Here is a 25,827-nt window from a genome sequence, read left to right on the forward strand (position 1 = left end):
AAATAAAACAAGCGAACGGCGGCTTTAACGTTCGCTTGTTTTGCAAAATCATCAATATCTGAAAAATTAAAACGGATAAGGATTCAGCCATTGCCCCCCGTCCATTGTGATACAATCCCCGTTTATATAGGACGCTTCATCAGATAGCAAAAACGCTGCCAACGCGGCGATTTCTTCCGGTGTGCCCAGCCGGCCGAGCGGCACACTGTTCATAGTGCGGGACGCCGCTTTTTCCGATTCAAACAGCTTCTCCGCACCGCCTGTCCGTTCAATCGGGCCTGGGGCTATCGCGTTTGTGCGGATGCCGTATTTGCTCCCCCATTCAACGGCCAGCGTTCTTGTCAGTGACAATACCCCCGCTTTGGCTGCAGCGGAATGAACGACACCCGCTCCCGCTCCCCATGCGTATGTAGCGGCCATATTTAAGATGACGCCCTTCTGCTCCTGCTCGATCCAATGCCTTGCCGCGGCTTGGCTGCAGAAAAATGTGCCGTTTAAAACAATCTCAATAACAGCTTTCCATCCATTGGGCGTCAGCTTCTCTGCCGGGCAAATAAAGTTGCCGGCCGCATTGTTAATCAGCGCATCGAGCCGGCCAAAGACTTTTTTCGCTTCTGTAATCATGTCTGAAGCGGCGGAATCAGAACGGACATCCATTTGAAAACAGGCGACCTGCCCCTCAAAGGTCTCAATTTCTTTTTTTGTTTCCTCAAGTGCTTCATGGTTCCTCCCTGTCACCATGACGTGCCATCCTAATTCAGCCTGTTTTTTCGCCATTGCTTTTCCCATGCCGCTTGAACCGCCTGTAATGATTACCGCTTTCTTATCCATAACAAACCCACCCCTTTTATTGAATGAATAATCATTCATAATTTTATCATAGATGTCTTTCCGCGTCATTACATGCTGAGAAGGGATTTTTCAGCCAAGCTGATGATATAATAGAAAAACTCTGACAAAGGTTGGTTTTACATATGGAGAAAATGACCAGAAGAACATTTTTAAAAAGAGGATTCGGTGTTTTGGGTGCAGCTCTTGCAACGGCTTGCGGTGGCTACGGCTATGCCCGGTATATTGAACCGCGCATGATTGAAATCACCCGGCATACAATCACCAACCGCCTGATCCCCCGCGGCTTTGACAATTTTAAAATCGTTCAATTCAGCGATACGCATCTCAGTGATGTGTTTACATCCGTTGACTTGAAAAAAGCAGCGGAAAAGATCAATCAGCTGAAACCCGATCTGCTCATCTTTACGGGAGATTTAATTGATAAGCCGCATTTATTTAATGATCACCAGCGTGCACTCGCCGTGCTGCAAAATCTTGAAGCTCCCTTCGGCAAACTTTGTGTTTACGGAAACCATGACCACGGAGGCTACGGTACGAACACGTACAAGGCTCTGATGGAAGCGGCTGATTTTCAAGTGTTTCGAAACGGCTATCGTCAGGTGCAGCTGACAGACGGAAGCCGGATTGAACTCGCGTTTTTGGATGATGTAATGCTCGGAAAACCCGATTATGAAGGCACCCTGTCCCGCCTTTCCGAAGATGCGTTTTCCATTTTAATCGTCCACGAGCCTGATGCCGCTCTCGAGATAGGCGGATATCCCGTAAACCTCCAGCTGTCGGGACACACTCACGGCGGCCAGGTCCAGCTCCCGTTTTTCGGCCCTCTCATTACGCCTCCTTACGGAAAAACGTATACCGACGGCATGTATACGCTGCATGACACAGCCGTTTACGTCAATCGCGGGCTCGGTACGACAAGACTGCCGTATCGATTTTTAGCCAGACCGGAAATCACGCTGTTCACATTGAAAACCGAGCAAAAATAAGACTTTTATCCTGATGCACAGACACCCCCTCCGTAATATGTATATGGAAAAGAGCAAAAAGGAGGGTGATGAAACTGCTGACATATCAAGTGAAACAAGGAGAAACCATCTCAAGCATTGCGCAAGACTTCAGAATAAGCACTGCTGCTCTCCTTCAGGCAAATCCCTCAATCCAATCGGTCATATACGCGGGACAGCACATTATCATACCGAATCTTCCTGACCCATCCACCATTCCCTACTCCATCATCGTGTATATCGGAGCGAAGAAACTGGAGTTATACCGCCTTGGCAGGCTCATCCGTACGTACCCCATCGCAGTCGGAAAAATATTGACGACCACGCCGACCGGAGAATTTTACATCGTGAACCGCCAGCCTAAGCCCGGAGGCCCGTTCGGCGCTTATTGGCTCAGCCTCTCTAAAATTCATTACGGCATTCACGGAACAAATAATCCTTCCTCCATCGGCAAAGCGGTATCAAAAGGATGCATCCGGATGTATAATCAGGACGTCACTAAACTTGCCGCTGCCGTTCCTAATGGAACAAGGGTGACTATTATAAGATAGAAAGATCTTATTTGTTAATGGAACGAGCTGATGATAATATATTACAGTGGGACCTTTAGGGTAAGGAGCGTGTTTATGGATATATTTAAAAATCGCAATTTTGTCCGTCTCTTTTTCGCAGCACTCGCTTCTCAAATGGGAACGACTGTAGGTAATATGGCTTTCGCTTTTTACTTGCTGGACCATTTTTCAAATCAGCCGGCATACACGACTTTGGCTGAGCTGATGTATTCACTGCCGACAGTTTTCGTATTTCTGATTGTCGGTGTCGCAGCTGACCGGCTTGACAGGAAAAAGGTCGCAGAGAATTGTGACTGGATCAGAGCCGGACTGACGATCGTATTGTTTGCCGCACTATACACCGGGAGCATCCCTCTCGTGTTCTGTATTTTGTTCATCAGAAGCGCCGTGACCAAGTTCTTTTTCCCGGCGGAAGCCAGCCTTGTACAAGCTATTCTGCCTAAGGAGCATTACGCGAAAGCGGCGGGACTTAACCAGATCCTGTTCAGCATCTTCATGGTATTCGGCGTCGGTATAGGCGCGTTTATGTATAAAACGATCGGTATTCACGGAGCCATTATCCTTGATTTTGTCAGCTTTATTGTATCAGGCTTTCTGATCCGCGCCTGCCGCATTCCGAAAGAAGCCCGTCAGCCGAACGGCCCTTTTAAATGGGGAGATTCGTTTCTGAAAGACTCGGTCGCTGATTTTAAGGAAGGGATCGTATATATTGTTAAAAACAAATTGCTTGCTTCCCTTATTTTCGGCTTTTTTATCTTCGGTTTTGTCAACGGCGGCTTTGCCGTACTGCCGATGTTTACGATGAAGTACGGACTTGCGCCTGATCATTACGAATCACATACTTCCATCTTCACCGTCGCACTCGGCTTCGGCCTGCTTGCAGGAAGTGTGATCGGAACGATGATCGCGAAAAAAGTCAAACCGCATCATTTGATGTCGATTCCTATTTTGGCAGCCGGACTGCTCATTTTTGTCCTCGGCTATACGGATAAGCTGTGGATTTATTATGCGGCGGCTTTCGTCCTCGGCATGTGCATCGGCCCTGTCAATATCGCCATCGGCGGCTGGATGCCGAAAATTGTTCATCCGAAAATAATGGGCCGGGTCAGCGGCTGGCAGGATCCTTTTATGATGTTTGCCCAATCGATTACACTCGGACTGGTTGCCCTGTTATTTCCGAAATTCGTTTCCAATATTGATTACCTTTATTACGGCATGGGAATCGTGATTTTAGCGGTATTTGTGTTCTATTTTATCGCTCTTCCGAAATACAGCGCCGAGGCAGCAGAGGTCGATGTGCAGCAATCATTAAAGGCTGATTCCGAAAAACATGCGAATCCTGTCTAATAAAGGAAAAAGATGCGCCCTTTTCATCAGAAAAAGGCGTATTTTTATAATCAATATTTGCATTTCAACGCTAAAAAAGTATAATCTATATATGAACTTGATCAATGCAAAGGAGAGAAATAATGGACGACCACGCTTATTCGAAAGAGCTGCAGCCAACCATCGAGAATCTTTCAAAAGCTGTTTATACTGTGAACCGCCATGCAAAAACCGCCCCCAACCCTAAATACCTTTATCTGCTGAAAAAACGGGCATTACAAAAGCTTGTGAAAGAAGGCAAAGGGAAAAAAATAGGGCTTCACTTTTCAAATAATCCCAGGTTTAGCCAACAGCAGTCAGACGTACTTATCTCTATCGGAGACTACTATTTTCACATGCCTCCAACAAAAGAAGACTTCCAGCATCTTCCGCATTTAGGTACGTTAAATCAATCGTACCGCAATCCTAAAGCACAAATGTCTTTGACAAAAGCGAAAAACGTATTGCAAAAATATGTGGGCTTAAAGGAAAAACCGCTTGCCGCCAACAGGCAGCAGCCCGCTTATCATAAACCCGTATTTAAAAAACTTGGTGAGAGTTATTTTTAATTCCTCCGCAAAAAAGCCGATGCGTCATGCATCGGCTTTTTTCTATTCAATCACGTACGTATCCACTTTTTTAATGAGCTCGCTGATTTCAGGCTTGCTGATCTGTTCATCCGCTCCGACTACTTCGCCCCGGTGGCGCAGGTCGTCCGTAATCAGGGACGAGAAAATCATAATCGGCACATCAGAGCTTTGCGGGTTATCCTTAAGGAGCTTCGTCAAACGATGCCCGTCCATTTTCGGCATCTCAATGTCACTGATAATCATGTCAATATGGTCTGACAGGTTTTCTCCGTTATCCGTCAGTTCTACGACGTAATCATACGCTTCTTTTCCGTTTTCAAACGTAACGATTTCACTGTACCCCGCCTCAGTCAGCTCATCCGTCAAAAGACGCATCAGAAGCGGCGAATCTTCAACGATGATCAGTTTTTTACCCGCCCGTCTTTCGTCAAATCCTTCCTGATGGACATGATAAGTCTCAACTCCCGATGCCGATTCAATATCGTAAATGATCTTTTCATAATCAGGCAGAAAGATCATCGTGTCTTCCAGTTTGATGATTCCCGTTAAATGCCGCTCCATGCCCTGGTTCAGGGAAGTCGGCTTTTCAATCGCCTCCCAGGACACCCTGTGGATTTGTGAAACGGAACCGACGTGAAAGACGATTTTCCGTTTGTTGAATTCCGTTACGATATATTTATCGTCTTTTGCTCCTTCGGCATCAACGCCGAAAAAGGAATACAGACTGATGACGGGAAGAATTTCGCCTCTCAGCTTAATCATCCCTTCTACGTCTTTATGAGACTGAGGCACAGATGTGACATCTACCGGCTGAATGATTTCCCGGACTTTCATCACATTTATGCCAAATGTATTGACGCCTACTTCAAATTTGACGATTTCTAATTCGTTTGTGCCTGAATCCAATAAAATATCGTATTGTTGTAAAGACAATTCAATCCCTCGCTATCCGCATTCAGTATTGTACTGTATATATCGGCTGTAAACGGAAAAAGTGAATGTATTCGGTCCAACTGGCCAAAAACTCTTTATAAAAAAATGCTTTTTTCTGATATCCCATTGACTTTTTGACATCGAGTGGTAAAATAGTCAAGGATTTTTCAGGAAGAAGGGTGTAATAAATGGGTACAGTAGTCATATTCGACCAAGATCAAATGACGGTGTTAGAAGATATCAGCAAAACGGCTTACCTGCAAATGAAAAAAGAGGCGAAAGAGCGTCCCGACAAGCCCGCTCCATACATCTTATGGCGGGAAGACGTCAGCTTTGAATACGGGTATTAATGACATTCGCTACATATCACAATAGATAGATCATGATACAATGAAGACAATCATTTCAGCTGGTTGTCTTATTTTTTTCTGAAAGAAGGTATGTTTTCACATATCGGACATATACTCGGGATAGTTCAATAAAAAGATGACAAATGCTCAGCTAGTGGTAAAATAGGATAAACTCAATATATAGTATAAGGTGATGAATTATGGAACATTTGCTTAATCCGAATGTAAAAGAAATTGAAATTTCAGGAATTCGCAAATTCTCAAATCTTGTAGCTCAGCACGACAATGTCATTTCGCTTACGATCGGTCAGCCGGATTTCTTCACGCCGCACCATGTCAAAGCGGCTGCCAAAAAGGCAATCGACGAGAACGCCACGGCATATACTCCGAATGCGGGCGGCCTTGAGCTGAGACAGGCCGTACAGCTTTATATGAAGAAAAAAGCTGATTTGAATTATGAAGCTGAAACTGAAATCATCGTCACAACCGGGGCAAGCCAAGCGATTGACGCGTCTTTGCGGACGATTTTATCTCCGGGCGATGAAGTTATTCTCCCCGGACCGATATATCCGGGCTACGAACCGATCATCCGCATGTCGGGCGCCGTTCCGGTCCATGTGGATACGACGACACACGGATTTAAGCTGACGGCGCGGCTCATTGAAGAATCGCTGACACCAAAAACAAAATGCGTCATTCTTCCTTATCCGTCAAATCCGACCGGAGTGACATTGTCTGAGGAAGAGCTGCAAAACATCGCAGCCGTCCTGAAGGGCAGAAATGTTTTTGTCCTGTCTGATGAAATTTACAGCGAATTAACCTATGACAGACCGCATTATTCGATCGCGTCTTATTTGAGAGACCAGACGATCGTCATCAACGGCCTGTCAAAATCACACAGCATGACGGGCTGGAGAATCGGTTTCATTTTCGCACCGAAAGAAATTGCCAAGCACATCTTAAAAGTTCACCAATACAGTGTGACATGCGCGTCTTCAATCTCTCAGAAAGCGGCTCTTGAAGCAGTGACAAACGGTGTTGATGATGCGCTTATTATGAGAGAACAGTATAAAAAGCGGCTTGACTATGTATATGACCGTCTTGTTTCAATGGGGCTTGACGTCGTAAAGCCGTCAGGCGCATTTTATATCTTCCCTTCCATTAAGTCATTCGGAATGTCATCGTTTGATTTTAGTATGGCTCTTTTAGAGGATGCAGGTGTGGCTCTTGTCCCCGGCAGCTCGTTTTCAAAGTTGGGTGAAGGGTATGTGAGGCTGTCATTCGCATATTCACTGGATACATTGAGAGAAGGCTTGGACCGGCTGGAAGCATTTATTTTAAAAACGAGAGAATCCATGCAGACTATTTAAACAACGGCATAACGCCGTTGTTTTTTATTGTTTCGGGAATGTAATATGAAAGGCCGTGCCTCTATCCGGTTTGCTGTCTACTTGGATAGCTCCCTGGTGGTTTTTAATAAGGTTGAATGTGACCATCAGCCCCAGGCCGGTTCCTTTTTCTTTCGTTGTCAAAAACGGTTCGCCTATTCGTTTCAGCACGTTTTCCGGTATCCCGTCACCCTCGTCTTTCACCGTCACATTAACGGAATACTCATCTTCTGTCATAAGAATGTGAACCGTTCCCCCATCCGGCATCGACTCAACGGCATTTTTAATCAGATTGATAAACACCTGTTTCAGCTGATTTTGATCACCGTTAATATACATGCTGTCATGTTCGTAATCCGTTTTGATAAAAATCCCTTTAAGATTTGCCTGCGTCTCTAAAAGAGCGGTCACTTCACTTATAATTTTCTTTAAGTTTACACGCTCTTTCACGGCGTTTTGCTGAGGTTTGGCAAGCATTAAAAGCTCACTTAAAATTAATTCGATTCTGCTCAGTTCAGAAAACACAATTTCAAAGTAATGTTCGTTTTCCTCCATCGTCGGCTTCATGAGCTGTAAAAATCCTTTGATCGCCGTCAGCGGATTGCGGATTTCGTGAGCGATTCCCGCCGCCAGCTGCCCTGCGATAGACAGCTTTTCCGACTTCAGCATTAATTCCTCCGTCTGCTTCCGCTCAGAAATGTCACGCAGAATGACCTGTACGGCCGTTTCTCCGAAAAACGTCGTCGGAATGCAGACCATTTCCGTGTAGATCAGCCGGTTTTTAAAGGTAAACCACGATTGCTTAATAATTTCTGACTCGGTCTTTCGGTTGATAATATTTTGGATCCGCTGTTTCACGCCGTCATGATCACAGGGATGAAGCTGATCATAGACGTTTTTCCCGATTAAATCTTCATATGTTTCAGCCTCAAACAGCGAAATGCCCGACTCATTCATGAATACCCATTTATCATTGTGAATCACGGCGATCGTATCAATTGAATTCTGAATGAGGAGCTGATAACGCTCTCTGCTTTTTTGCAGAATCGTTTGGAATTTTTTCCGTGAAGAAATATCAATCAGAAGCAGCAATTCCGCCCGCTGATTTTTATATGTCGTCGGTGCCGCCTTTACTTCTAAATGAACGGGCGTGCCGTCGAGCCTTCTCCACGTCTGTTCGATCATTCCGACTTCCATTCCTTTTTGCATCCGCACAATTCGGTTTTTCACAATGTCGTGATACTCTTCTTCAATAAACTCATAAGAGCGCCTGCCGATTACCTCGTCTTTGCTTTCGGCTCCCAGCATGGCAAGCATCGCATTGTTGGCGTAGGCGATTGTGCCGTTGATGCTGACATATAAAGGATTCGGCAGCATTTCGACAAGACGCTCGAATTCGCCGTTTCCAGCCGCATCTTCCGACTGTTGTTCTGCCTTTTGCTTCTTTTGTTCATACATATAAGGCCGGCGGGGCGTCTTCTCCTCAAGCACCTTGATTTTGAGGATGATTTCCCGATCCGTCCCCTCCATTTGCGGTGTGACAATTTCCACACCCGCTTCAAGCCATACGATGGTATGATCTTTTTTAATAAGACGAAAGGTGCAAGGCATCAAATGATGCTCATTATAGAAGTAACTTTCAACCAAAAATTGATCTTCTTCATGCAGGAACGTTTTGAGAAATGACCCAATCATCTCTTCCTGAGAATAACTGAAGTACGATTTGCAGTTTGCAGAAATATACATAATACGCCCGTTAGACGTCAAAACGGCATGAAGATCGGTTTTCGATTGAAACTGTTTGACATGCTGAGTATCCTGTTCCACAGAATCCCTCCTTTGCATTATACTCGCACTGCAGGCTGGACACGGACTGATATAAAAAGAAATTCCACTAGATTGATTCGCTAAAAAATAAGCATTCTCCTTCTATTCTTATTGTGAACGTCAATTTTCCTGAATGAAAGAAAGGGCGCACGAGATGTTCGGCCGCCCTTTCATTTGTTATTTTTTATTGTATTTCTTTTCAAGCTCTTTGTAAGCGTCAACTGCTCCCTTGGCAATGTTTTTACTGACGGGATCGTGATCATCCTGAACAGTCGGTACGACGACACTGAATGCCACTCGCGGATGTTCTGACGGATAATAGCCGACAAAGGTCAGGTTATACGTCTCTTTCCCCCACCAGTTTTTGTTCGTGCCGTAATAGCGCGTCTGCGCGGTTCCCGTTTTTCCGGAAACATCGGCGCCGGACCCCTGGAATGTTGAATAAGCCGTTCCTTGAGGTGAGCTTGTAACCAATTTCATCCCTTTATGAACTTGGTCAAAATCGCTCGGGCTGTTATTTACTTTGTTCAAAATTTTAATATCTCGCTGTTCAATCGCTTTTCCAATCTTGTTTTTGCTGTCCGGTTCATGAATGCTTGTGACGATCCGCGGCTGGACGCGATACCCGCCGTTTGCGATGGCTGAAATATATTGAGCCATTTGAAGCGGCGTATATGTATCAAATTGTCCGATCGCAAAGTCAAGCAGCAATCCCCCGACCATTTGCGGATTTGACTGCATGCCCGCTGATTCCTGCGGAAGATCAATCCCGGTCTTCACACCCAGGCCGAATTGGGCGTAGTAGTTGCGCATTTTCTTAATATCGTCTAATCCGGCAGGCAGCGTGCCGTGCGGGACGTAGGTAATGCCCGCGATATGCATGGCCACATGAAACATATATACGTTTGAACTTCTTTGCAGCGCAGTCAGCTCAGTAATGGCTCCCATTTGTGTCCACGATTGTTTTCTCGTTTTGCCTTTAAATACAAGCGGTGCATCGACAAACGTTTTATAATGCGGGAGGCCGCTTTGGTAACCTGCGAGAACAGTCGCTCCTTTAACAGAAGAGCCCATCTCATATTGGGTCGTAAATGCTCCGATCGCAAAATCCTGTATTTTATTTGTTTCGAGATCGATGCGTTTCCCCGCCATTGAGAGAATGTCCCCGTTGTTCGGGTCCATCATGACGGCAAATCCTCTGTCAACCATATAGTTGCCTGCGGCGCGGCTTCTTCTCAGCTCTTTTTCAATGACTTTTTCGACTTTCGACTGTAGTTCCATATCGAGCGAGAGCTGCAGATCGTAGCCTCTGCTGCCTTCATCGACGGGCTTTTGGCTGACGACCTCACCTTTGCTGTTTTCCACATACTCTACTTTTTCTTTATGCGCGTTTAAATAGTCTTCATACTGATATTCGATGTAGCTTTTTCCCACTCGGTCATTCAGTGAATAGCCTCTTGTGACATAGTAATCTTTCCGTTCGCCCAACAATCCCTGTTCCGGTGTCGTCACACCGCCGAACAGAGAGTACAGTGTTTTGTCGTACGGATATTTCCGCGTCCAGTCATTGATTACGTCAATGCCGGGGAGCTCTTTCAGGTGCTCGGATACGACGGAAACTTCTTCATATGTCAGGTCGCTTTTCGGTTTTTGCTTGTTGTTGTCATGCTCGTCAAGCAGTGAACCGCTGTTTCCGTTTCCGTTCAGCTTATTCGGGTCCATTGATTTGACGACTTGCGGCTGATAAGCGTTGCCGCTTGAAAAACGCGTATAAATCGCCGCGATTTCCAGCTCTTTTTTATTTTGTTTGATCGCATCAATCTCTTGCTTCGGGACGCGTTCAATCTGGCGTTTGTATACTTCTTGCGGCTTCAGGCTGTTTTCTGAATCCTTCATAAGCTTTTCCGCCTTCTTCGGATGTGCCGCAAGCCAGTAATCAATGATATTTCGATCCTTCATAAATTCAGTATCAATATGAATCAGTGCGGCGAGATTTTTTGCCGTTTTCAATTTGTCCTTTGCCGAGGTTTTTGAGGTGGATACATATACAATTTCGGGCACGGCCTGGTTATCAACCGCCACTCTGTTCCGCTTGTCATACATCTTTCCCCGCGGTGTCGGATAATAGGCGGTTTTTGCGTTTGCCTTCTCCGCATCCTGGCGGTGTTTATCCCCTTCGACAATCTGGACGATGCCGAGTTTAAAAATCAGTGCCGTAAAGAGAAGAAAAACAATCAAAAAATAGAGATTCATTCTCAGCGCTCTGTAACGTTTCGTTTTTTTCTTTGGTTCGCGCGCGACTTCAGCCACTTTCTGTTACACCTCTCAAATCATTGAATATATTTACATAAACAGATTTTAATTGTAACATTTTTGTAAAAGTTGTTACAGCGAAAACGGGTAAAAAAAACTGTCAAGATCAAATTATCTTAAAATATATCTAACACTTCAAATAATTTGAAGAGATGTAACGGATTTTAAAAATAAATACAGATCGTTTTTCCTGATATAAAGCCATTTTTCTGTGCTCAATTACAATTATGACAAACGTTTGTTGTCAAAGGAAATGGCTGCCTGCATTATGACAAAAAAGCTGTGATAAGATTTTTCATGTAGAAAAAAACAACTTCTCTGGGAGGCTATAAACTTATGAAAAAAGCATTTCTCTTATCTGCCGCCGCGGCAGTCAGTTTGATTACATTCGGAGGCATTCAGCAGGCATCTGCCAAAGAGCTGTCATGCCAGCACGTCGTTACTGTGAAAAAAGGAAACACCGTACAGCATCTGACTCTTCAAGAGGCTGTTGAAAAACTACATATGAAAACGAGCGTGAAAAAGCTGAACGTTAAAAATGAGAAAGAACTGACTCAGCTGCTGCAAAAACACGCAAAGCATTCTGATATGACAGTTAAAGACGTTCAAAAAGAAACACCGGCAAAAACGGCTCCGGCAGCTGCCGAAAAACCGAAAGCCGATCAAAACCAGACGGCTGACAATGCAAAGCAGACAGATAACACAAACAACAGCAGCGAGAAAACTCCTTCATCAGTCAGTGCGTACGAAAAGAAAGTCGTTGAATTGACAAATGCAGAGAGACAAAAGCAAGGCTTAAAACCTCTGCAGATTGATGAAAAATTAAGCAAATCAGCTCACGCAAAATCACAAGATATGAAAGACAAAAACTATTTTGATCACCAAAGTCCTACTTACGGCTCACCTTTCGATATGATGAAGTCTTTCGGAATCACTTATAAAACTGCCGGTGAAAATATTGCCAAAGGACAGCCGACTCCTGAAGCTGTCGTTAAAGCTTGGATGAACAGTGAAGGCCACAGAAAGAACATTATGAATCCTGAGTTCACTCAAATCGGTGTCGGTTATGTAGAATCAGGAAACATCTGGACACAGCAATTCATCGGAAAATAAATAATAAAAAAGATTGCCCCTGCGGGCAATCTTTTGTCTGTCGAAAAAGTGGCTGAGACGGCACAAAAAGTGCTCAAAACCCGTGAACCCGGTGACGGCAAAATTTATAAATTTTGAAGCTCCCAGCACATAAGTGCTGGGAGCTTTTTTGTAAAATCTTAAACGTGATGATTAAATTGGTTTTGTTAGCCTTTGCTTCTTTAGTAATACTTTATTTAATAAAAAGTAGAATTTACCTATTTTCTGTTGAATAATTTTTCAATATTTAGTAGTATATTGAATGGGTTTCTAAATGAATGGAGAGAGGAAGTTTAAATTGAAAAAAATTGTAATGACACTATTCACAGTTGCTCTTTTGACATTCGGGATTTTCTCAAACAGTTCAGAAGCGTTAGCCATGACTTCAAAAGGAGCAATTAAATTCCAAACAGATGCTAATACTTACTCAAAACACGCTACTTCTATTGTCGTAACAGGTACTGTTCCTGCAAAATATGAGGTAAACTGGGGTGTTAATGTTCTTCTTGTCAATAAAAAAAGAGATGTAGTCAAAGACATATATGTTAATGGCCGTAATATTCGCAGTTTTAAAGTGAGCTTTTTGACAAAAAATATTCCAGCAGGCAAGTATGATGTGGTGGTAGCATTGACTTGGGGAAATCAAACCCATAGAGGAGAACTGAAACACTATATTACTGTAAAACATTAAAATTCATATTATTAACAAATGGGTTTAACGTTGATTTCATCTGGAATTCAAAAAACAGCATGTAATGATGAAATCTCTGAATCGAGGATGTTTTCGTAAATCTCTTGGATTTTTTACGATACATCCTCTTTTATTTTTCAGTTTTGCTAGAAAGCTAATCTGTAGAGTTTCGGATGCCAAATTATTAGGTTTTAATTGCGGGAATCAACTCGATTTATTGCTATGTACATTTGGGTTACTCGAATTCATAGTTGAATCAAACATGATACATCCTACTGTTGTAAAGTTGTATTAATCCTAATCATTATTTGGAAATCCCCCTTTAGATTTATAATAGACAGTCTGCATCAAACAAACGAGGGGGATTTTCCAAATTATTCACAGTAGAGCATTATAAACGGATACACGTTAATACATTATCCTGCTAAGTTCCTGTCTTCATTAAAGACTCTAAGAATACAAGGTTTACAGATCATTGTTTACAAAACACCATCAACAATACCGTAAGCCTTCTCTTCCTCGGCATCCATAAAATAGTCCGTTCGGGCAATCTTTTTTATTTCACCCAAAGCTTATAAATACTTTGAGTTCCGCTGTTTTCTTCACCTTGCGCGGAAAGCTTGTCGTACAATGATTTGGCAAGAGCCAATCCGGGCATTTCTTCTCCCATGAGCTCCGCTTCTTCAAGGGCAATGCCCATGTCTTTAATAAAGTGTTTCACGTAGAATCCGGGCGCAAAATCGCCTTTCAGCATACGGGGGGCGAGATTTGACAATGACCAGCTGCCAGCCGCTCCGGTTGTAATGCTTTTCAGCACTTGTTCCGGGTTCAGACCGGATTTTTCAGCGTAAGCCATCGCTTCAGCCACTCCGACCATTCCCGCTGCAATCGCGATCTGATTGCACATTTTCGTATGCTGGCCGCTGCCAGCCGGCCCTTGATACTGAATGTTTTCCCCCATAACGGAGAAAAGCGGCAGGCATGCTTCAAACGCTTCTTTTTCTCCTCCGGCCATAATGGCAAGCGTTCCGTTCCTCGCGCCGATGTCTCCGCCGGAAACGGGTGCATCCAAGGCGTGAATGGACTTTTCTTTGGCTTTCTCCGCAATCTTTTTCGCCAGAGACGGTTTTGATGTCGTCATGTCAATGACAAACGCCCCTTCTTTTGCGTGCCGGAGAATGCCGTTTTCGCCGAGATAGATGTCCTCGACATCACTCGGATAGCCGACCATGGTAATAATAATGTCAGCTTTTTCCGAGAGGTCTTTGACCATCTCCTGCCAGACCGCTCCCTTATTCAGAATCTCTTCCGCTTTTTGTTTCGTCCGCGTGTAGACTAAAACAGGATAGCCCGCTTCTAAAATGTGCGATGCCATACTGTTTCCCATGACGCCCAAACCGATAAATCCGACCGTTTTGTTCACTGCGCTTTCCTCCCCTTATGCGATTCATAGTATTTATTCTTCCATGTCTATATTACCATATTATAGGCTGATAGAGACCGCATTACAAAGTGAATTTAGAAATGGCGCTGATCAGATCTTCGCTTGCGCTCTTTAACATATCAGTCGATTGCTTCACTTTTTCAAGCGTAACGAGCTGTTCATCAGTAGAAGCATTCACTTCTTCCGCCGCTGCCGCAGATTCTTGAGAAATGGCGGAGATGCTTTGAATCGCTTCTTGAATCGCGGCTTGTTCTTCACTCATTTTTTGAATGTCATTGTAAATATGATCTATACCTTGAACGAGAGACTGCATTTCCGTCGTAATCAGATTGAGGACCTCACCCGTTTCATGAATGGCGCTGTTTTGTTCATCATTCATTCTGCTTGCCTCAATCATCGCGTGTGACGCTTCTTTTGTCTCAGATTGAATCAGACGGACCGTCTCACTGATATGGCCGGAAGAAAGAGCTGATTGTTCAGCAAGCTTTCGGACTTCTTCCGCGACGACGGCAAAGCCCCGGCCGCTTTCTCCCGCTCTTGCGGCTTCAATGCTCGCATTCAGCGCCAAGAGGTTCGTCTGGTCTGAAATGGCGGATATTGCCGTCACGACTTCTTCTATGTTTTTCGTTTGTTCTTCCAGGTCATTCAGCATTGCCTCTACTTTTTTCGTTTCTGAATTGGCTTCGTTTGACTTCATCAGCAGCTGCCCGAGCGCGTCCAATCCTTTGTAGCTGGCATCCTCTGAAGATTTTGAGAGTTGTTTTATGCTGCCCGCGCGATCTGCGATTCCTTTTATTTTGACTGAGAGATTTTCTGATTTTTCGTTGATCGTCTCAACCTCTGACGCTTGCTCTGTCGCTCCGGCGGCGACTTCCTCTATCGCTTTTGCGATTTGTCCGCTCGTTTCATTTGTTTCTTGTGAAATGACGGTTAGCTGGTCAGATGTATCAGACACATTTTCTGAGGAGGCCTTAACCTGTTCGACCATCTCTTTCATATTTTCAACCATTTGATTAAAGTCTTTTGTTAACTCGCCTACTTCATCTTTTGATTTCGTCTGGGCGCGGACGGTTAAATCTCCGGCTGAGACTGAATTTGTTTTGGCGATCAGCTGCTGAATCGGCCCGGTTATCGTTTTTGCTAGTAAATAGCTGAGTCCGATCGTAATCACAAGGGCGATCAGTGACATAAAAATGCTCACCGTGTTCATTTTGTCGGCTACTCCCATCAGCTGATCTTTTTCAAACTGCGTTCCGACTTTCCACCCTGTTTCTTTTACCGTTTGGTAGACGACCATGTTCCCCTGCAGCTCTTTGATGCCTTCTTTATCCGTAGTGATGTCTTTTAACGTCTGATCTTCCGAAATATTTTTTCCCTGTTTTTCCGGATGCGCCAGCAGAGAACCGTTTTCATCCGCCAAAAACGCAAATCCTTTATATGGAACCTTTTGCTCGTTGACCATGCTCTGAATGGAGGACAGCTTCAGATCTAAGCTCGCCACTCCGACGACGGTTCCGCTGTTTTGAATGGCTTTTGACGCCGTCACAATCATGTCTCCCGTCACTGCATCTTTATAAGGATCAGTCCAGACAACTTTATCGGGTTTTTCGGCCGCCATCTTATACCACGTTCGATTTGTCGGATCATAGTCTTTGGCAAATTCGGCCTTTGGATATGTAAACATTTGTTTGTTTGCGGTTCCGACATACGCAAGCGCGACATATTTGTCATTCTGTCCGATCTGTTTTAACTCATCGTTAAAAAGCCGCGCGGTTTCTTTCTTCCCATCTGATAGAAAAGACCGGGACAATTCACCGTCTGCTAATCTCATTAATACGGTCTCATCATTTTTCAGCTGAAGCTCAATGTTCTGACCGAGTGAATTGGTGACATTCTCTGTCGTACGTTTTGCTTCCTCCGTCATCATCGGCTTTAATGTCAAATATGAAGAAACCGTTAAAAAAACAACCGTTACGATAAGCATTACCGATACAAACACAGCAATTTTGATGTGCATTTTTTTAAACATAACCATCCCCTCCTGAGAGTTATATCGGTCTTTCGGCCAAGAAAATGAATAAACCTTGAAATAAATATCAAAAATTCCCGCCATTTGGCGCAGCAAAAAAAGAGCTGTCATGCCGACAGCTCCGCCTTACGTAAAATATTCGATTTTCGCTTTAGGGAAATAGGTTTCGATATAAGACTCCAGTGTTTCCCTTAAAGCATGCTCTTCGTCTTTTTGGTATATATACTTGCCGATTCCGTAGCGTCCCCATTTGTATCTGCGCTTTTCTTCATCAAGCTCAAGCTTTGTTTTCGGATAGTTCTTCTCAATCACCCGTTTGGCCGGTTTTGTAAAACGGTGCTGGATCAGTTCAAATGTGATGTCATGCCGAACGTCTTCATCAAGCGCCGCGTCAAGTTTCTCAAACAGTTCCTTATAGCCTTCCTCCCAGCCATCGTGAATATAAATCGGCGCCACGATGAAACCGAGCGGATAGCCCGCTTTAGCGACTTTGACGGCGGCTTCTATCCGTTTGTCGAGCGGAGAAGTTCCCGGTTCAAAGTTTTTAATGACATAATCCGCATTGATGCTGAATCTGAACCTAGTCTTTCCGTTATGTTTTGCATCAAGCAAATGATCGACGTGGTGAAATTTAGTCACGAATCTGAGCTGTCCCAATTCGCTTTGTCCGAAATGTTCAATGGCTCTTTTTAATGTATGTGTCAGATGATCGATTCCTACGATATCAGATGTACAAGAGGCTTCAAATCTTGTAAATTCCGGCGCCCGTTCTTTCATATACTCATCAGCCTGATCCAGAATCTCTTCCACATTGACATATGTCCGGATGTAAGGCTTTGACCCCATCGTCGTCTGCAGGTAGCAATAGTGACAATGCCCCATACAGCCCGTCGCAAATGGAATGGCATATTCGGCGGACGGCTTTGAAGAATCGAATTTCAGTGTTTTCCGGACGCCGATTACCAATGTTGATTTCGCGTTCCGGTATTGCTGCAAGTGATTTTTTCCCGGAATATTCCGGACTTGATTATGCGATGTCGTTTCTCTGATCTCAAGCCCCATGTTTTCAAACTTATTCTTCAGCTCTTGTCCTAACGGGTATTCGAGCGCTCTCGGTTCAATATAAACAAGCTGGGGCACAAACGGCTTCAGCATAGACAGACACTCCCTTTACATATTCTCATGTTGTTACTTTCCGTTGAAAAGAGAGTGAATATGCGTTGTAAACATTTCCTTTGATCAATGATATCGGTCTTCTTCAAAAAGCTCGCTGTAAAGCGCTTCCGCTTCCTCATATGTCGAAAAGACCGCGTCATCTTCGGCCAGCGGATGATAGGTTTCGTATAAAAACAGAGACAGTTCTCCCTCGTGATACGGGTGATGGACGATCTCCGCCTCTTTAATATGGGCAACATTGGCGGCATGCGGATTGCGGTAAATCACATAGACCGTATCCCCCGCTGCAAATGATTTTGTCATGATAATCCCTCCTGTTGAAAGTTATTGTTCCCCCCTTTTTTCCGAATATGAAAAAAACCAGACGGCTTACACCGTCTGGCTTTTGTATTACTTATTGAATGTTTCTTTAACGAATGCGACAACCTCTTCTGTCGTGCTCATAGACAAGATTGTTTCTTTGAATGATTCAGCTTCTTTTTTAGAAAGCTTGCTGATCTGCGTTCTTGCCGGAAGGATGGATGTAGCGCTCATTGAGAACTCATCTAAGCCTAAGCCGAGAAGAATCGGAATCGCAATTTCGTCTCCCGCCATTTCTCCGCACATGCCGACCCATTTACCCTCTTTGTGAGCGGCTTCAATAACAAGGGTGATCAGACGAAGAATCGCCGGATTGTATGGCTGATACAGATAAGCTACGCGCTCGTTCATGCGGTCAGCAGCCATCGTGTATTGGATTAAGTCATTTGTTCCGATACTGAAGAAGTCAACTTCTGTGGCAAACTGATCTGCGATAACGGCTGTAGACGGAATCTCTACCATCATACCGACTTCAATATCGTCAGAAACCGCTACGCCGGCTTCAACGAGTTTTTCTTTTTCTTCGAGAAGAATCGCTTTCGCCTGTTTAAACTCGTTTACTGTCGCAATCATCGGGAACATGATTTTTAAGTTTCCGTATGTACTTGCACGAAGCAGCGCACGAAGCTGAGTTCTGAAGATTTCTTGCTCTTCAAGGCAAAGGCGGATGGCTCTGTAGCCTAAGAACGGGTTCATTTCTTTAGGGAGCTGCAGGTATGGAAGCTCTTTGTCGCCGCCGATATCCAATGTCCGCACGACAACTGATTTTCCTTCCATACGCTCAAGAACCGTTTTATAAGCGTCAAACTGCTCCTCTTCCGTCGGAAGCTGGTCGCGTCCCATGTAAAGGAATTCCGTACGGTAAAGCCCTACAGCTTCTCCTCCGTTTTCAAGAACGCCTTTTACATCGTCAGGTGTGCCGATATTTGCGGCAAGCTCTACATGATGGCCGTCTTTAGAAACAGTCGGTTCATTTACGAGCTTCGCCCACTCAGCTTTTTGCGCCAGGTAAGCACTGTGCTTTTCTTCATATTTCTTTAACGTTTCACTGGAAGGATCGATGATCACATCACCATCGATGCCGTCTACGATTACCGTAACACCGTTTTCAATTGTCCCTGTAGCCGCTTTTGTGCCGACAACAGCCGGAATTTCAAGCGAACGGGCCATGATCGCGGAGTGTGAAGTGCGTCCGCCGATATCAGTTGTAAAACCTTTTACAAACTGGCGGTTTAATTGCGCCGTATCAGACGGTGTTAAATCTTCAGCCACGATAACAACCTCTTCTGAGATCATGCTCGGGTTCGGAATTTCCACGCCCAGCAGGTGCCCCGTCACACGTTTTGTTACGTCACGGATATCCGCCGCACGCTCTTTCATGTACTCGTTATCCATTGATTCAAACATAGTAACGAACATGGAAGCTGTTTCTTTCAGAGCGAATTCAGCATTGACTGAATCGGTGCTGATTTTCTCCTTTACCGGGTTCAACAGCTCAGGATCACTCAGAACTAAAAGGTGCGCGGAGAAAATGTCAGCTTTGTCTTGTCCCAGTTCTTTTAAAGCATGCTCTTTAATTTTTTCAAGCTCTTCTTTAGAACGTACAATCGCTTCATCAAAACGGCTTACTTCAGCCGCAGCATCAGCAATGTTTTTCTTTTCAACCGTTAAGTCCGGCTCTTCAAGCCGGTATGCTTTCGCAATCGCAATTCCGGCTGAAGCGCCTATTCCCTTTAATTCTTGCATTACTCGCCGAGTCCTTCGCTTTTCATTGTTTCTTCTAAAGCGTTAAGAGCATCGTTTTCGTCAGCGCCTGAAGCGGAAATTGTGATTTCAGCGCCTTTAGCGATACCTAGAGACATAACGCCCATGATTGACTTAAGGTTTACTGTTTTGCCGTTATATTCTAAGTTTACGTCAGCATCGTATTTGCTTGCAGTCTGTACAAGAACTGTCGCAGGACGAGCGTGGATTCCGGAATCTGCTGTTACTTTAAATGTTTTTTGTGCCATGATTATCATTCTCCTTTAAATTAAAGCTATTTTACTACACAATATTATATCATACAGCCGTACTTGTCATCTGACAAGCACGGCGTATTTATATGCTTATTTTCCGATTTTCACAATATCTTTTTGTTCCCGTTTTACGGTACCTTCGGCCGAAAGGGAAATCGCTTCACCCTCGGCAAGATTTGTAAAGACAATCGGTGTCATTAATGAAGGAACATGAGGTTTAACCGCTTCAAGATCAACTTCAAGCAGCTTTTGCCCCGGTTCAACCCGGTCACCCTCAGAAACAAAAGAAGTGAATCCTTCGCCTTTCAGGCTGACTGTGTCGATTCCGAAATGAATGAGGATCTCTCTTCCGCCGTCAGCCTGAAGGCCGATCGCATGTTTTGTCGGGAAAACATTCAGCACTTTTCCGCGGACAGGCGATACGACGATTCCTTCTTCAGGAAGAATCGCAAAACCGTCACCCATCATTTTTCCTGAGAACACCTGGTCAGGCACATCAGTAATCGGATGGATTTCGCCGGTGATCGGAGAAGCGAACACTTCTTCACCCTGCTCGTTTCGGAGCGGATCTGCGATAACCTCTTCAACCTGCTGGCTGACTTCTTCTTGCGCGGATACTTTCGGTTCAGGGCGCGGCGTGCGTCCGGCGATAATATCCTGCATCTGTGTTTTTAAACCGTCAGAACGCGGGCCGAAAATGGCCTGAATGTTGTTTCCGACTTCAAGAACGCCTGAGGCGCCAAGCTGTTTCAGACGGGCCTTATCCACTTTCTTCTGGTCGTTGACCGTAACGCGGAGTCTCGTGATACAAGCGTCAAGGTGCTTAATGTTTTCCTGATCACCCATTGCCTGCAGGATTTCATAAGGAAGGTCGCCGGCTTCGCCTGAGGCGCCCGCACCTTCATCCGCAGCCTCTTCTTCACGGCCCGGCGTTTTCAGATTGAACTTTCTGATCGCAAACCGGAAACCGAAGTAGTAAATGACGGCTAATCCTAAGCCGACCGGAATGACAAGCCACCAAGCCGTCCGGTTAGGCAGAATTCCGAACAGGAAGTAGTCAATCAGACCGCCTGAGAAGGTCATACCGATTTTTACATGCAGCAGCTGCATGACCATAAAGGAAAGCCCCGCGAAAACGCAGTGAATCGCAAACAGGATAGGAGCCACAAACAAGAATGAGAATTCAAGCGGCTCGGTAATTCCCGTTAAGAAACTTGTCAGAGCGGCAGAACCCATGATTCCGGCTACAAGTTTTTTCTTTTCAGGCTTCGCTTCATGATAGATTGCAAGTGCTGCCGCCGGAAGACCGAACATCATAAACGGATATTTCCCCGTCATAAATGTTCCCGCCGTCAGCTGCACGCCGTCTTTGATCTGAGCCATGAAAATCCGCTGATCTCCGCGGATGATGTCTCCGGCGGCATCTTTATAGCTGAAAAATTCATACCAGAACGGCGAGTAGAAAATGTGATGAAGACCGAACGGAATCAATGACCGCTCAATCATCCCGAAAATAAAGGCCGCCAAGGTTGGATTCGCTTCCACAAGACCCGTGGAGAAGGAATTCAGACCGTGCTGGATCGGAGGCCAGATCACTAACATAATAAGACCGAGAATTAATGCGGAAATTGATGTGATAATCGGGACGAACCGCTTACCCGCAAAGAATCCGAGGTACTGCGGAAGTTCAATTTTATAAAACTTGTTGAACAATAACGCGGCCAGAACCCCGACGATAATACCGCCGAACACGCCCGTCGCCAAAGTGGGTATCCCCAGCATGTTAATATAGGCCGGATGGTTTTCCGCAAAAAACTTTGCCCGTTCAATTTTGTCAGACGGAATACTGCCGTTTGCCATAAGCACGGCGCTCATGGATACGTTCATGACCAAGTATCCGATAATAGCCGCGATTCCGGCAACACCGTCTCCGTTGGCAAGACCGATCGCAACCCCTACTGCAAAAAGAAGCGGCAGGTTGTCAAATACGATTTGGCCGGCGCTTTCCATGACGTTCGCCACAAGCTGAACGTTATCATTGCTTAAGAAATGCATGACTTGAATCATATCTTTGTTCTGCATGGCATTCCCTAACGCAAGCAAGATCCCTGCAGCCGGTAAAATCGCAACCGGAAGCATAAGAGCACGGCCGATTTTCTGGAGAACGCCGAATAATGCTTTAAACATAAAAGATGTACCTCCTCTGTTAGCTAGTGTGACCTTACAGCGAAAATTCATGACAACGAATTCACTGGCGCAAGTCTTCAGTTTAACCGTTTACATTTGCCCTTTTACACAACAAAAAAGGCATGAGTAAAAAGGGTGTGCAAAATAACGGGATCGTTCTTCCCGTTTTTTTACCCTCAATCACTCATGCCTGATCGAATCAGTGACACGTTTTTAAGGTTTCAACTGAAATTATGAAATTTTATTGGTTAATCGGTACAAATGAAGCGTGAGATAAACCGCTTCCGCCTCATGAACTGGTTTTTTCAGTATTTGCTGCAAGATTTTTATCAGTTTCCAAGCAGTATTGTAGCATAGCGGGTATTCATTTTTCAATAATAACATTAACTTTTCTGGTTCTTTTGTCTGCTCTTCCCGATTAATCCTGTCTATGGTAAATCTGATATGCCGGATCAGCCGCAAATAGTGGACGCTTTCTTTATTCACTTTCATCTGGAAAGATTCCTCAATCACCTGAACGAGGCGGGACATCAGCTGTGAATGCTGATTGACCTCTGAAAGGGGCCGATTCGTCAGGGCGGAATGGATATGCAGAGCGATAAAGCCGATCTCTCCTTCCGGAAGGCAGATTCCCGTCTTTTCATTAATCATGCCGACGACTTCACGGGCAATTTGGAATTCTTCCGGATAAAGCGTTTCGGTTTCCATGAGAAACGGGTTTTTAATGTCAAAACCCTGCTGCAGCCGCTTTACCGCAAAGGCGATATGGTCAGTCAGCGCAATATGGATATGCTCATTTAACGGTTGGCTTGTCCGCTTCTTGATATGATAAATGACGTCATTGGAGATGTCGACAAGTGTCTCGTCCACATAACCGAGGAGCTTTTTAAATTGTTTTTGTTCTTTTTCATCCTTTAAGATGAACATCTTGTCATACCCTTTATCTTCAATGACATCCGCTTGTTTTTTTCCAAAGCCGATCCCTTTTCCGATTAAGACGACCTCACTGTATCTATCATGTGTTGCGATGAGCACATTGTTATTTAATACCTTTTCAACTGTAAAGGACCCCTTCATGATCCTCAGCTCCTTTGTCATTCAATACCTCATATCGTACAAAACGAACGGAAAGCGCGTCAATTCTTTTTTTAGACGGTTGATCGTTCAATAAGGCGGTAATCAAGAACTTTCCTTGCCGGAGGCCCGCCGCTGATCCGGTTCTCAAGCATGTGAAAAGCCTGCTTTCCCATTTCTTTTGTTTGTATATCTATTGTGGAAATACCTAACATCTTGCTGATATCATGATTGTCGATGCTCAAAATCGCAAGCTCTTCCGGGATGCGTGTCCCGTTTGCCTTGGCTTCAAGGTAAAGACCTGCGGATACTTGATCATTCGCTGCAAACAGCGCAGTCGGTTTGTCATCCCAGCTCTTCCATCTATGAAAAAGGGCTTTCCCGTCAAGCAGCGTCAGCGCCTTTTCCACAACCAGCTCTTCCCTGTAAGGCTGCCCGATCTTCTTCAGCGCCTCTTTGTATGCGGCAATGCGTACTTGACTGTTTTTTCCCTTTTTTCTGGCCAGGCTGATCGCTATTTTCCGGTGTCCCTTTTCTATCAGATAATCCAGACCGTGCCGAAATGCTTCCCGATGCGGATTACTGATGGAGGAAAGCCCCGCCGCATCAGTGTACTGGCAGAGGATGAGCGGTTCTTTCACGGTAAGCAGATGCTCATCAGGAATTGCTTTGGAGCAGATAATCAGGCCGTCCACTTGGCGCTCCTGTAATTGTGATAAAGCAAAACGTTCTTTTTGCTCCTGATAATCTGTCTGGTATAAAGAAAGATGCACGCCTGACGCTTCGGCAGCCTCGGCAATACCTGCAACAAGGTCTGCAAAATACGGCAGATTCACCGACGGAAGCACAACGCCGATCATATCGGAAAAACCTTTGGATAAATGCACAGCATGAATGTTGCGCGTATATCCGAGCGATTGCATCGCTTTTTTCACTCTTTCTCTTTTGTCCTTACTTACATAAGGATGATCGTTTAACACTCTTGATACCGTGGTAACGGAAACCCCGGCAGCGCCGGCAATGTCTCTGATCGTAGCCATGGCGTCCCCCCTTTCTTTTTTCCCTTGATCTGGAATGCGTTTCATACAGTAAGCTAGAAACAGATACAGCCTATTCGTTTGAAAGGAGAAGAACAGCGATGGGGATTCTTTGCTTAATCGGTTTGTGTCTGGCCATAGTCGGCGGCAGTTACCTTGCCATGCGGCCCCTGAATGAAAAGCATGACATCAAACCATTTCAGCATTTTGATGATTTTTTCATTTAAAAGGTGATAAAAAAGGACGCTGCGTTCCAGAACCGTCCTTTTTTATCACAAAGCTTTCTATTTCAGAATCGTTAATTCTTTCGGATACTGCGTTAATGCTTCGGCGCCGTCTTTTGTGACGAACACATCGTCTTCAATGCGCACGCCGCCGACATCCGGCACGTAAATCCCCGGTTCTATCGTGTAGACCATGCCTTCTTTGAGGAGTGTGTCGTTCGCGCTGCTCATTGATGGATATTCGTGAACCGAAATCCCGAGTCCGTGGCCGAGGCGGTGCGGGAAATAGTCTCCGTATCCGGCTTTTTCAATAATGCCGCGGGCTTTTAAATCAAGATCGCCGATTCTGACGCCGGGTTTGCTTAATTGAAGCGCCGCCTGTTCAGCTTTAAGCACCGTTTCGTAAATCTCTTCCTGTTTCGGGCTGATTGATTGGTATGCGAATGTTCTCGTAATGTCTGAACAGTAGCCGTCAAGAATAACGCCCAGATCAAACAGAACGAAATCGCCTTTTTTCAACCGGTCTGCACCCGGATTTCCATGGGGCTGGCCTGATTTTTCCCCGAACAGCACCATCGTTGAAAATGACATGCCCTGCACGCCTTTTTTCTTCAGCTCAAACTCAATCTGCGCGAGTACTTCGGTTTCACTCACACCCTCTTTAAGCGCCGCGACACCGACTTCAACTCCGTAATCCGCGAGTTTTGCCGCTTCCCTGAGAATGCTGATTTCCTTCTCATCTTTTACGAGACGGAATTGGTTGAGCGTTTCTTCTGCCGAAACAAATGCCGCGCCCCCTGAAGCTTGTTTGAGCTGTTCTGAGCGGGAAAGAGAGATCGAATCCTTTTCAACCGCGATGGAATCAAGCCGCACATTTCGTTTTGTGAGCTCGGCTTTGATCAGCTCCCACGGATCTTCGTGATCGCCGTAGCCGATAATACCATGCTCCCACCCGGCGCTTCGGGCTTGTCCGGCTTCCATTCCCGGACAAACGAAAAACGGCTCCTGTTCCTGAAACAAGAACAATCCCATTAACCGCTCATGCGGATCCGTGTAAAAATCAGTTAAATAAAATACGTTTTCCTTTGTATGTATAAACGCCGCATCATGTCCTTCTTTTTTCAGCCAAGATGAAACACGTTTTAATCTGTTCATTTTTTGCTTTTCCTCCTTACCAAAGTGACTCTTTATTCATTCTATCAGTTTTCCGGCGTTTATGCTGTGAACGAACATTAAAAAAACAGCCGCCCGTGTGCGGCTGT

22 protein-coding genes and 1 pseudogene are annotated in these 25,827 nt (G+C 44.9%); 9 read left to right on the top strand and 14 right to left on the bottom strand.

Annotated features, from left to right (window positions below; all coding sequences use genetic code 11):
• Positions 1 to 66: 66 nt before the first annotated feature.
• Positions 67 to 831, bottom strand: coding sequence for a 2,4-dienoyl-CoA reductase (gene fadH, locus AR442_RS12500; protein WP_014417609.1), 765 nt, complete (start codon positions 829 to 831; stop codon positions 67 to 69).
• A 143-nt stretch (positions 832 to 974) separates the two neighbouring features.
• Here fadH and AR442_RS12505 point away from each other — a divergent pair, with 143 nt between their 5' ends.
• The 4 genes from AR442_RS12505 (at position 975) to AR442_RS12520 (ending at position 4,362) form a co-directional block, all read left to right on the top strand.
• Positions 975 to 1,838 (top strand): metallophosphoesterase, encoded by an 864-nt coding sequence (locus tag AR442_RS12505; protein WP_053285009.1) that lies wholly within the window; start codon positions 975 to 977, stop codon positions 1,836 to 1,838.
• 74 nt (positions 1,839 to 1,912) lie between these two features.
• Positions 1,913 to 2,407, top strand: a complete 495-nt coding sequence (locus AR442_RS12510; protein WP_088056573.1) for a L,D-transpeptidase family protein — start codon at positions 1,913 to 1,915, stop codon at positions 2,405 to 2,407.
• Between the two features lie 75 nt (positions 2,408 to 2,482).
• The gene (locus tag AR442_RS12515) at positions 2,483 to 3,775 is read left to right on the top strand and encodes an MFS transporter (protein ID WP_014417606.1); all 1,293 of its coding nucleotides are present in this window, start codon (positions 2,483 to 2,485) and stop codon (positions 3,773 to 3,775) included.
• Between the two features lie 122 nt (positions 3,776 to 3,897).
• A complete protein-coding gene (locus AR442_RS12520) occupies positions 3,898 to 4,362 on the top strand; it encodes a YkyB family protein (RefSeq protein WP_003154622.1) in 465 nt (154 codons plus the stop codon).
• Positions 4,363 to 4,404: 42 nt separating this feature from the next.
• On the opposite strand, the gene cheV is transcribed toward AR442_RS12520, so the two are convergent.
• Positions 4,405 to 5,316 (bottom strand): chemotaxis protein CheV, encoded by a 912-nt coding sequence (cheV, locus tag AR442_RS12525; protein ID WP_014417604.1) that lies wholly within the window; start codon positions 5,314 to 5,316, stop codon positions 4,405 to 4,407.
• A 188-nt stretch (positions 5,317 to 5,504) separates the two neighbouring features.
• Between cheV and AR442_RS20650 the strand changes: the two genes are divergently transcribed.
• Both AR442_RS20650 and AR442_RS12530 read left to right on the top strand, forming a co-directional pair.
• Entirely contained in the window at positions 5,505 to 5,666 is a 162-nt protein-coding gene (locus AR442_RS20650) for a hypothetical protein (RefSeq protein ID WP_007409608.1), read from the top strand.
• 200 nt (positions 5,667 to 5,866) lie between these two features.
• A pseudogene (locus AR442_RS12530) lies at positions 5,867 to 7,080 on the top strand (aminotransferase A).
• On the opposite strand, the gene AR442_RS12535 reads toward AR442_RS12530, so the two are convergent.
• Positions 7,061 to 8,881, bottom strand: coding sequence for a PAS domain-containing protein (locus AR442_RS12535; RefSeq protein ID WP_021493759.1), 1,821 nt, complete (start codon positions 8,879 to 8,881; stop codon positions 7,061 to 7,063). The pseudogene AR442_RS12530 and the gene AR442_RS12535 overlap by 20 nt on opposite strands.
• Positions 8,882 to 9,058: 177 nt before the next feature.
• A complete protein-coding gene (locus AR442_RS12540) occupies positions 9,059 to 11,191 on the bottom strand; it encodes a peptidoglycan D,D-transpeptidase FtsI family protein (protein ID WP_014417602.1) in 2,133 nt (710 codons plus the stop codon).
• A 339-nt stretch (positions 11,192 to 11,530) separates the two neighbouring features.
• Between AR442_RS12540 and AR442_RS12545 the strand changes: the two genes are divergently transcribed.
• Positions 11,531 to 12,307: a CAP domain-containing protein gene (locus tag AR442_RS12545; protein WP_014417601.1), complete on the top strand. Its 777-nt coding sequence runs from the start codon at positions 11,531 to 11,533 to the stop codon at positions 12,305 to 12,307.
• Positions 12,308 to 12,623: 316 nt separating this feature from the next.
• Positions 12,624 to 13,016: a hypothetical protein gene (locus tag AR442_RS12550; RefSeq protein ID WP_032863772.1), complete on the top strand. Its 393-nt coding sequence runs from the start codon at positions 12,624 to 12,626 to the stop codon at positions 13,014 to 13,016.
• A gap of 556 nt (positions 13,017 to 13,572) precedes the next feature.
• Here the strand turns inward: AR442_RS12550 and AR442_RS12555 are convergent.
• From AR442_RS12555 to AR442_RS12595, 9 genes are all read right to left on the bottom strand, one after another.
• Entirely contained in the window at positions 13,573 to 14,439 is an 867-nt protein-coding gene (locus tag AR442_RS12555; protein ID WP_014417599.1) for an NAD(P)-dependent oxidoreductase, read from the bottom strand.
• An 82-nt stretch (positions 14,440 to 14,521) separates the two neighbouring features.
• Complete coding sequence (locus AR442_RS12560; RefSeq protein ID WP_032863836.1) at positions 14,522 to 16,489, bottom strand: methyl-accepting chemotaxis protein; 1,968 nt, start codon at positions 16,487 to 16,489, stop codon at positions 14,522 to 14,524.
• A 126-nt stretch (positions 16,490 to 16,615) separates the two neighbouring features.
• A complete protein-coding gene (splB, locus tag AR442_RS12565) occupies positions 16,616 to 17,644 on the bottom strand; it encodes a spore photoproduct lyase (RefSeq protein WP_003154644.1) in 1,029 nt (342 codons plus the stop codon).
• An 84-nt stretch (positions 17,645 to 17,728) separates the two neighbouring features.
• The gene (gene splA, locus AR442_RS12570; RefSeq protein ID WP_003154646.1) at positions 17,729 to 17,968 is read right to left on the bottom strand and encodes a splAB operon transcriptional regulator SplA; all 240 of its coding nucleotides are present in this window, start codon (positions 17,966 to 17,968) and stop codon (positions 17,729 to 17,731) included.
• 87 nt (positions 17,969 to 18,055) lie between these two features.
• The gene (gene ptsP / locus AR442_RS12575; RefSeq protein WP_014417597.1) at positions 18,056 to 19,771 is read right to left on the bottom strand and encodes a phosphoenolpyruvate--protein phosphotransferase; all 1,716 of its coding nucleotides are present in this window, start codon (positions 19,769 to 19,771) and stop codon (positions 18,056 to 18,058) included.
• On the bottom strand, positions 19,771 to 20,037 hold the full coding sequence (locus tag AR442_RS12580) for a phosphocarrier protein HPr (RefSeq protein WP_003154654.1): 267 nt from the start codon (positions 20,035 to 20,037) through the stop codon (positions 19,771 to 19,773). Before AR442_RS12580 ends, ptsP begins: the two co-directional genes overlap by 1 nt.
• 96 nt (positions 20,038 to 20,133) lie before the next feature.
• On the bottom strand, positions 20,134 to 22,230 hold the full coding sequence (ptsG, locus tag AR442_RS12585) for a glucose-specific PTS transporter subunit IIBC (protein WP_014417596.1): 2,097 nt from the start codon (positions 22,228 to 22,230) through the stop codon (positions 20,134 to 20,136).
• Between the two features lie 231 nt (positions 22,231 to 22,461).
• Complete coding sequence (gene glcT, locus AR442_RS12590; RefSeq protein WP_012117426.1) at positions 22,462 to 23,328, bottom strand: glucose PTS transporter transcription antiterminator GlcT; 867 nt, start codon at positions 23,326 to 23,328, stop codon at positions 22,462 to 22,464.
• 50 nt (positions 23,329 to 23,378) lie between these two features.
• Positions 23,379 to 24,344, bottom strand: coding sequence for a LacI family DNA-binding transcriptional regulator (locus tag AR442_RS12595; RefSeq protein WP_014417595.1), 966 nt, complete (start codon positions 24,342 to 24,344; stop codon positions 23,379 to 23,381).
• A 98-nt stretch (positions 24,345 to 24,442) separates the two neighbouring features.
• Between AR442_RS12595 and AR442_RS20990 the strand changes: the two genes are divergently transcribed.
• Positions 24,443 to 24,568 (top strand): hypothetical protein, encoded by a 126-nt coding sequence (locus tag AR442_RS20990; protein WP_014721086.1) that lies wholly within the window; start codon positions 24,443 to 24,445, stop codon positions 24,566 to 24,568.
• Between the two features lie 57 nt (positions 24,569 to 24,625).
• On the opposite strand, the gene AR442_RS12600 is transcribed toward AR442_RS20990, so the two are convergent.
• Positions 24,626 to 25,720, bottom strand: coding sequence for a M24 family metallopeptidase (locus AR442_RS12600; RefSeq protein WP_014417594.1), 1,095 nt, complete (start codon positions 25,718 to 25,720; stop codon positions 24,626 to 24,628).
• Between the last annotated feature and the right edge of the window lie 107 nt (positions 25,721 to 25,827).

This window comes from Bacillus velezensis, from assembly GCF_001461825.1.
Taxonomy (GTDB): domain Bacteria; phylum Bacillota; class Bacilli; order Bacillales; family Bacillaceae; genus Bacillus; species Bacillus velezensis.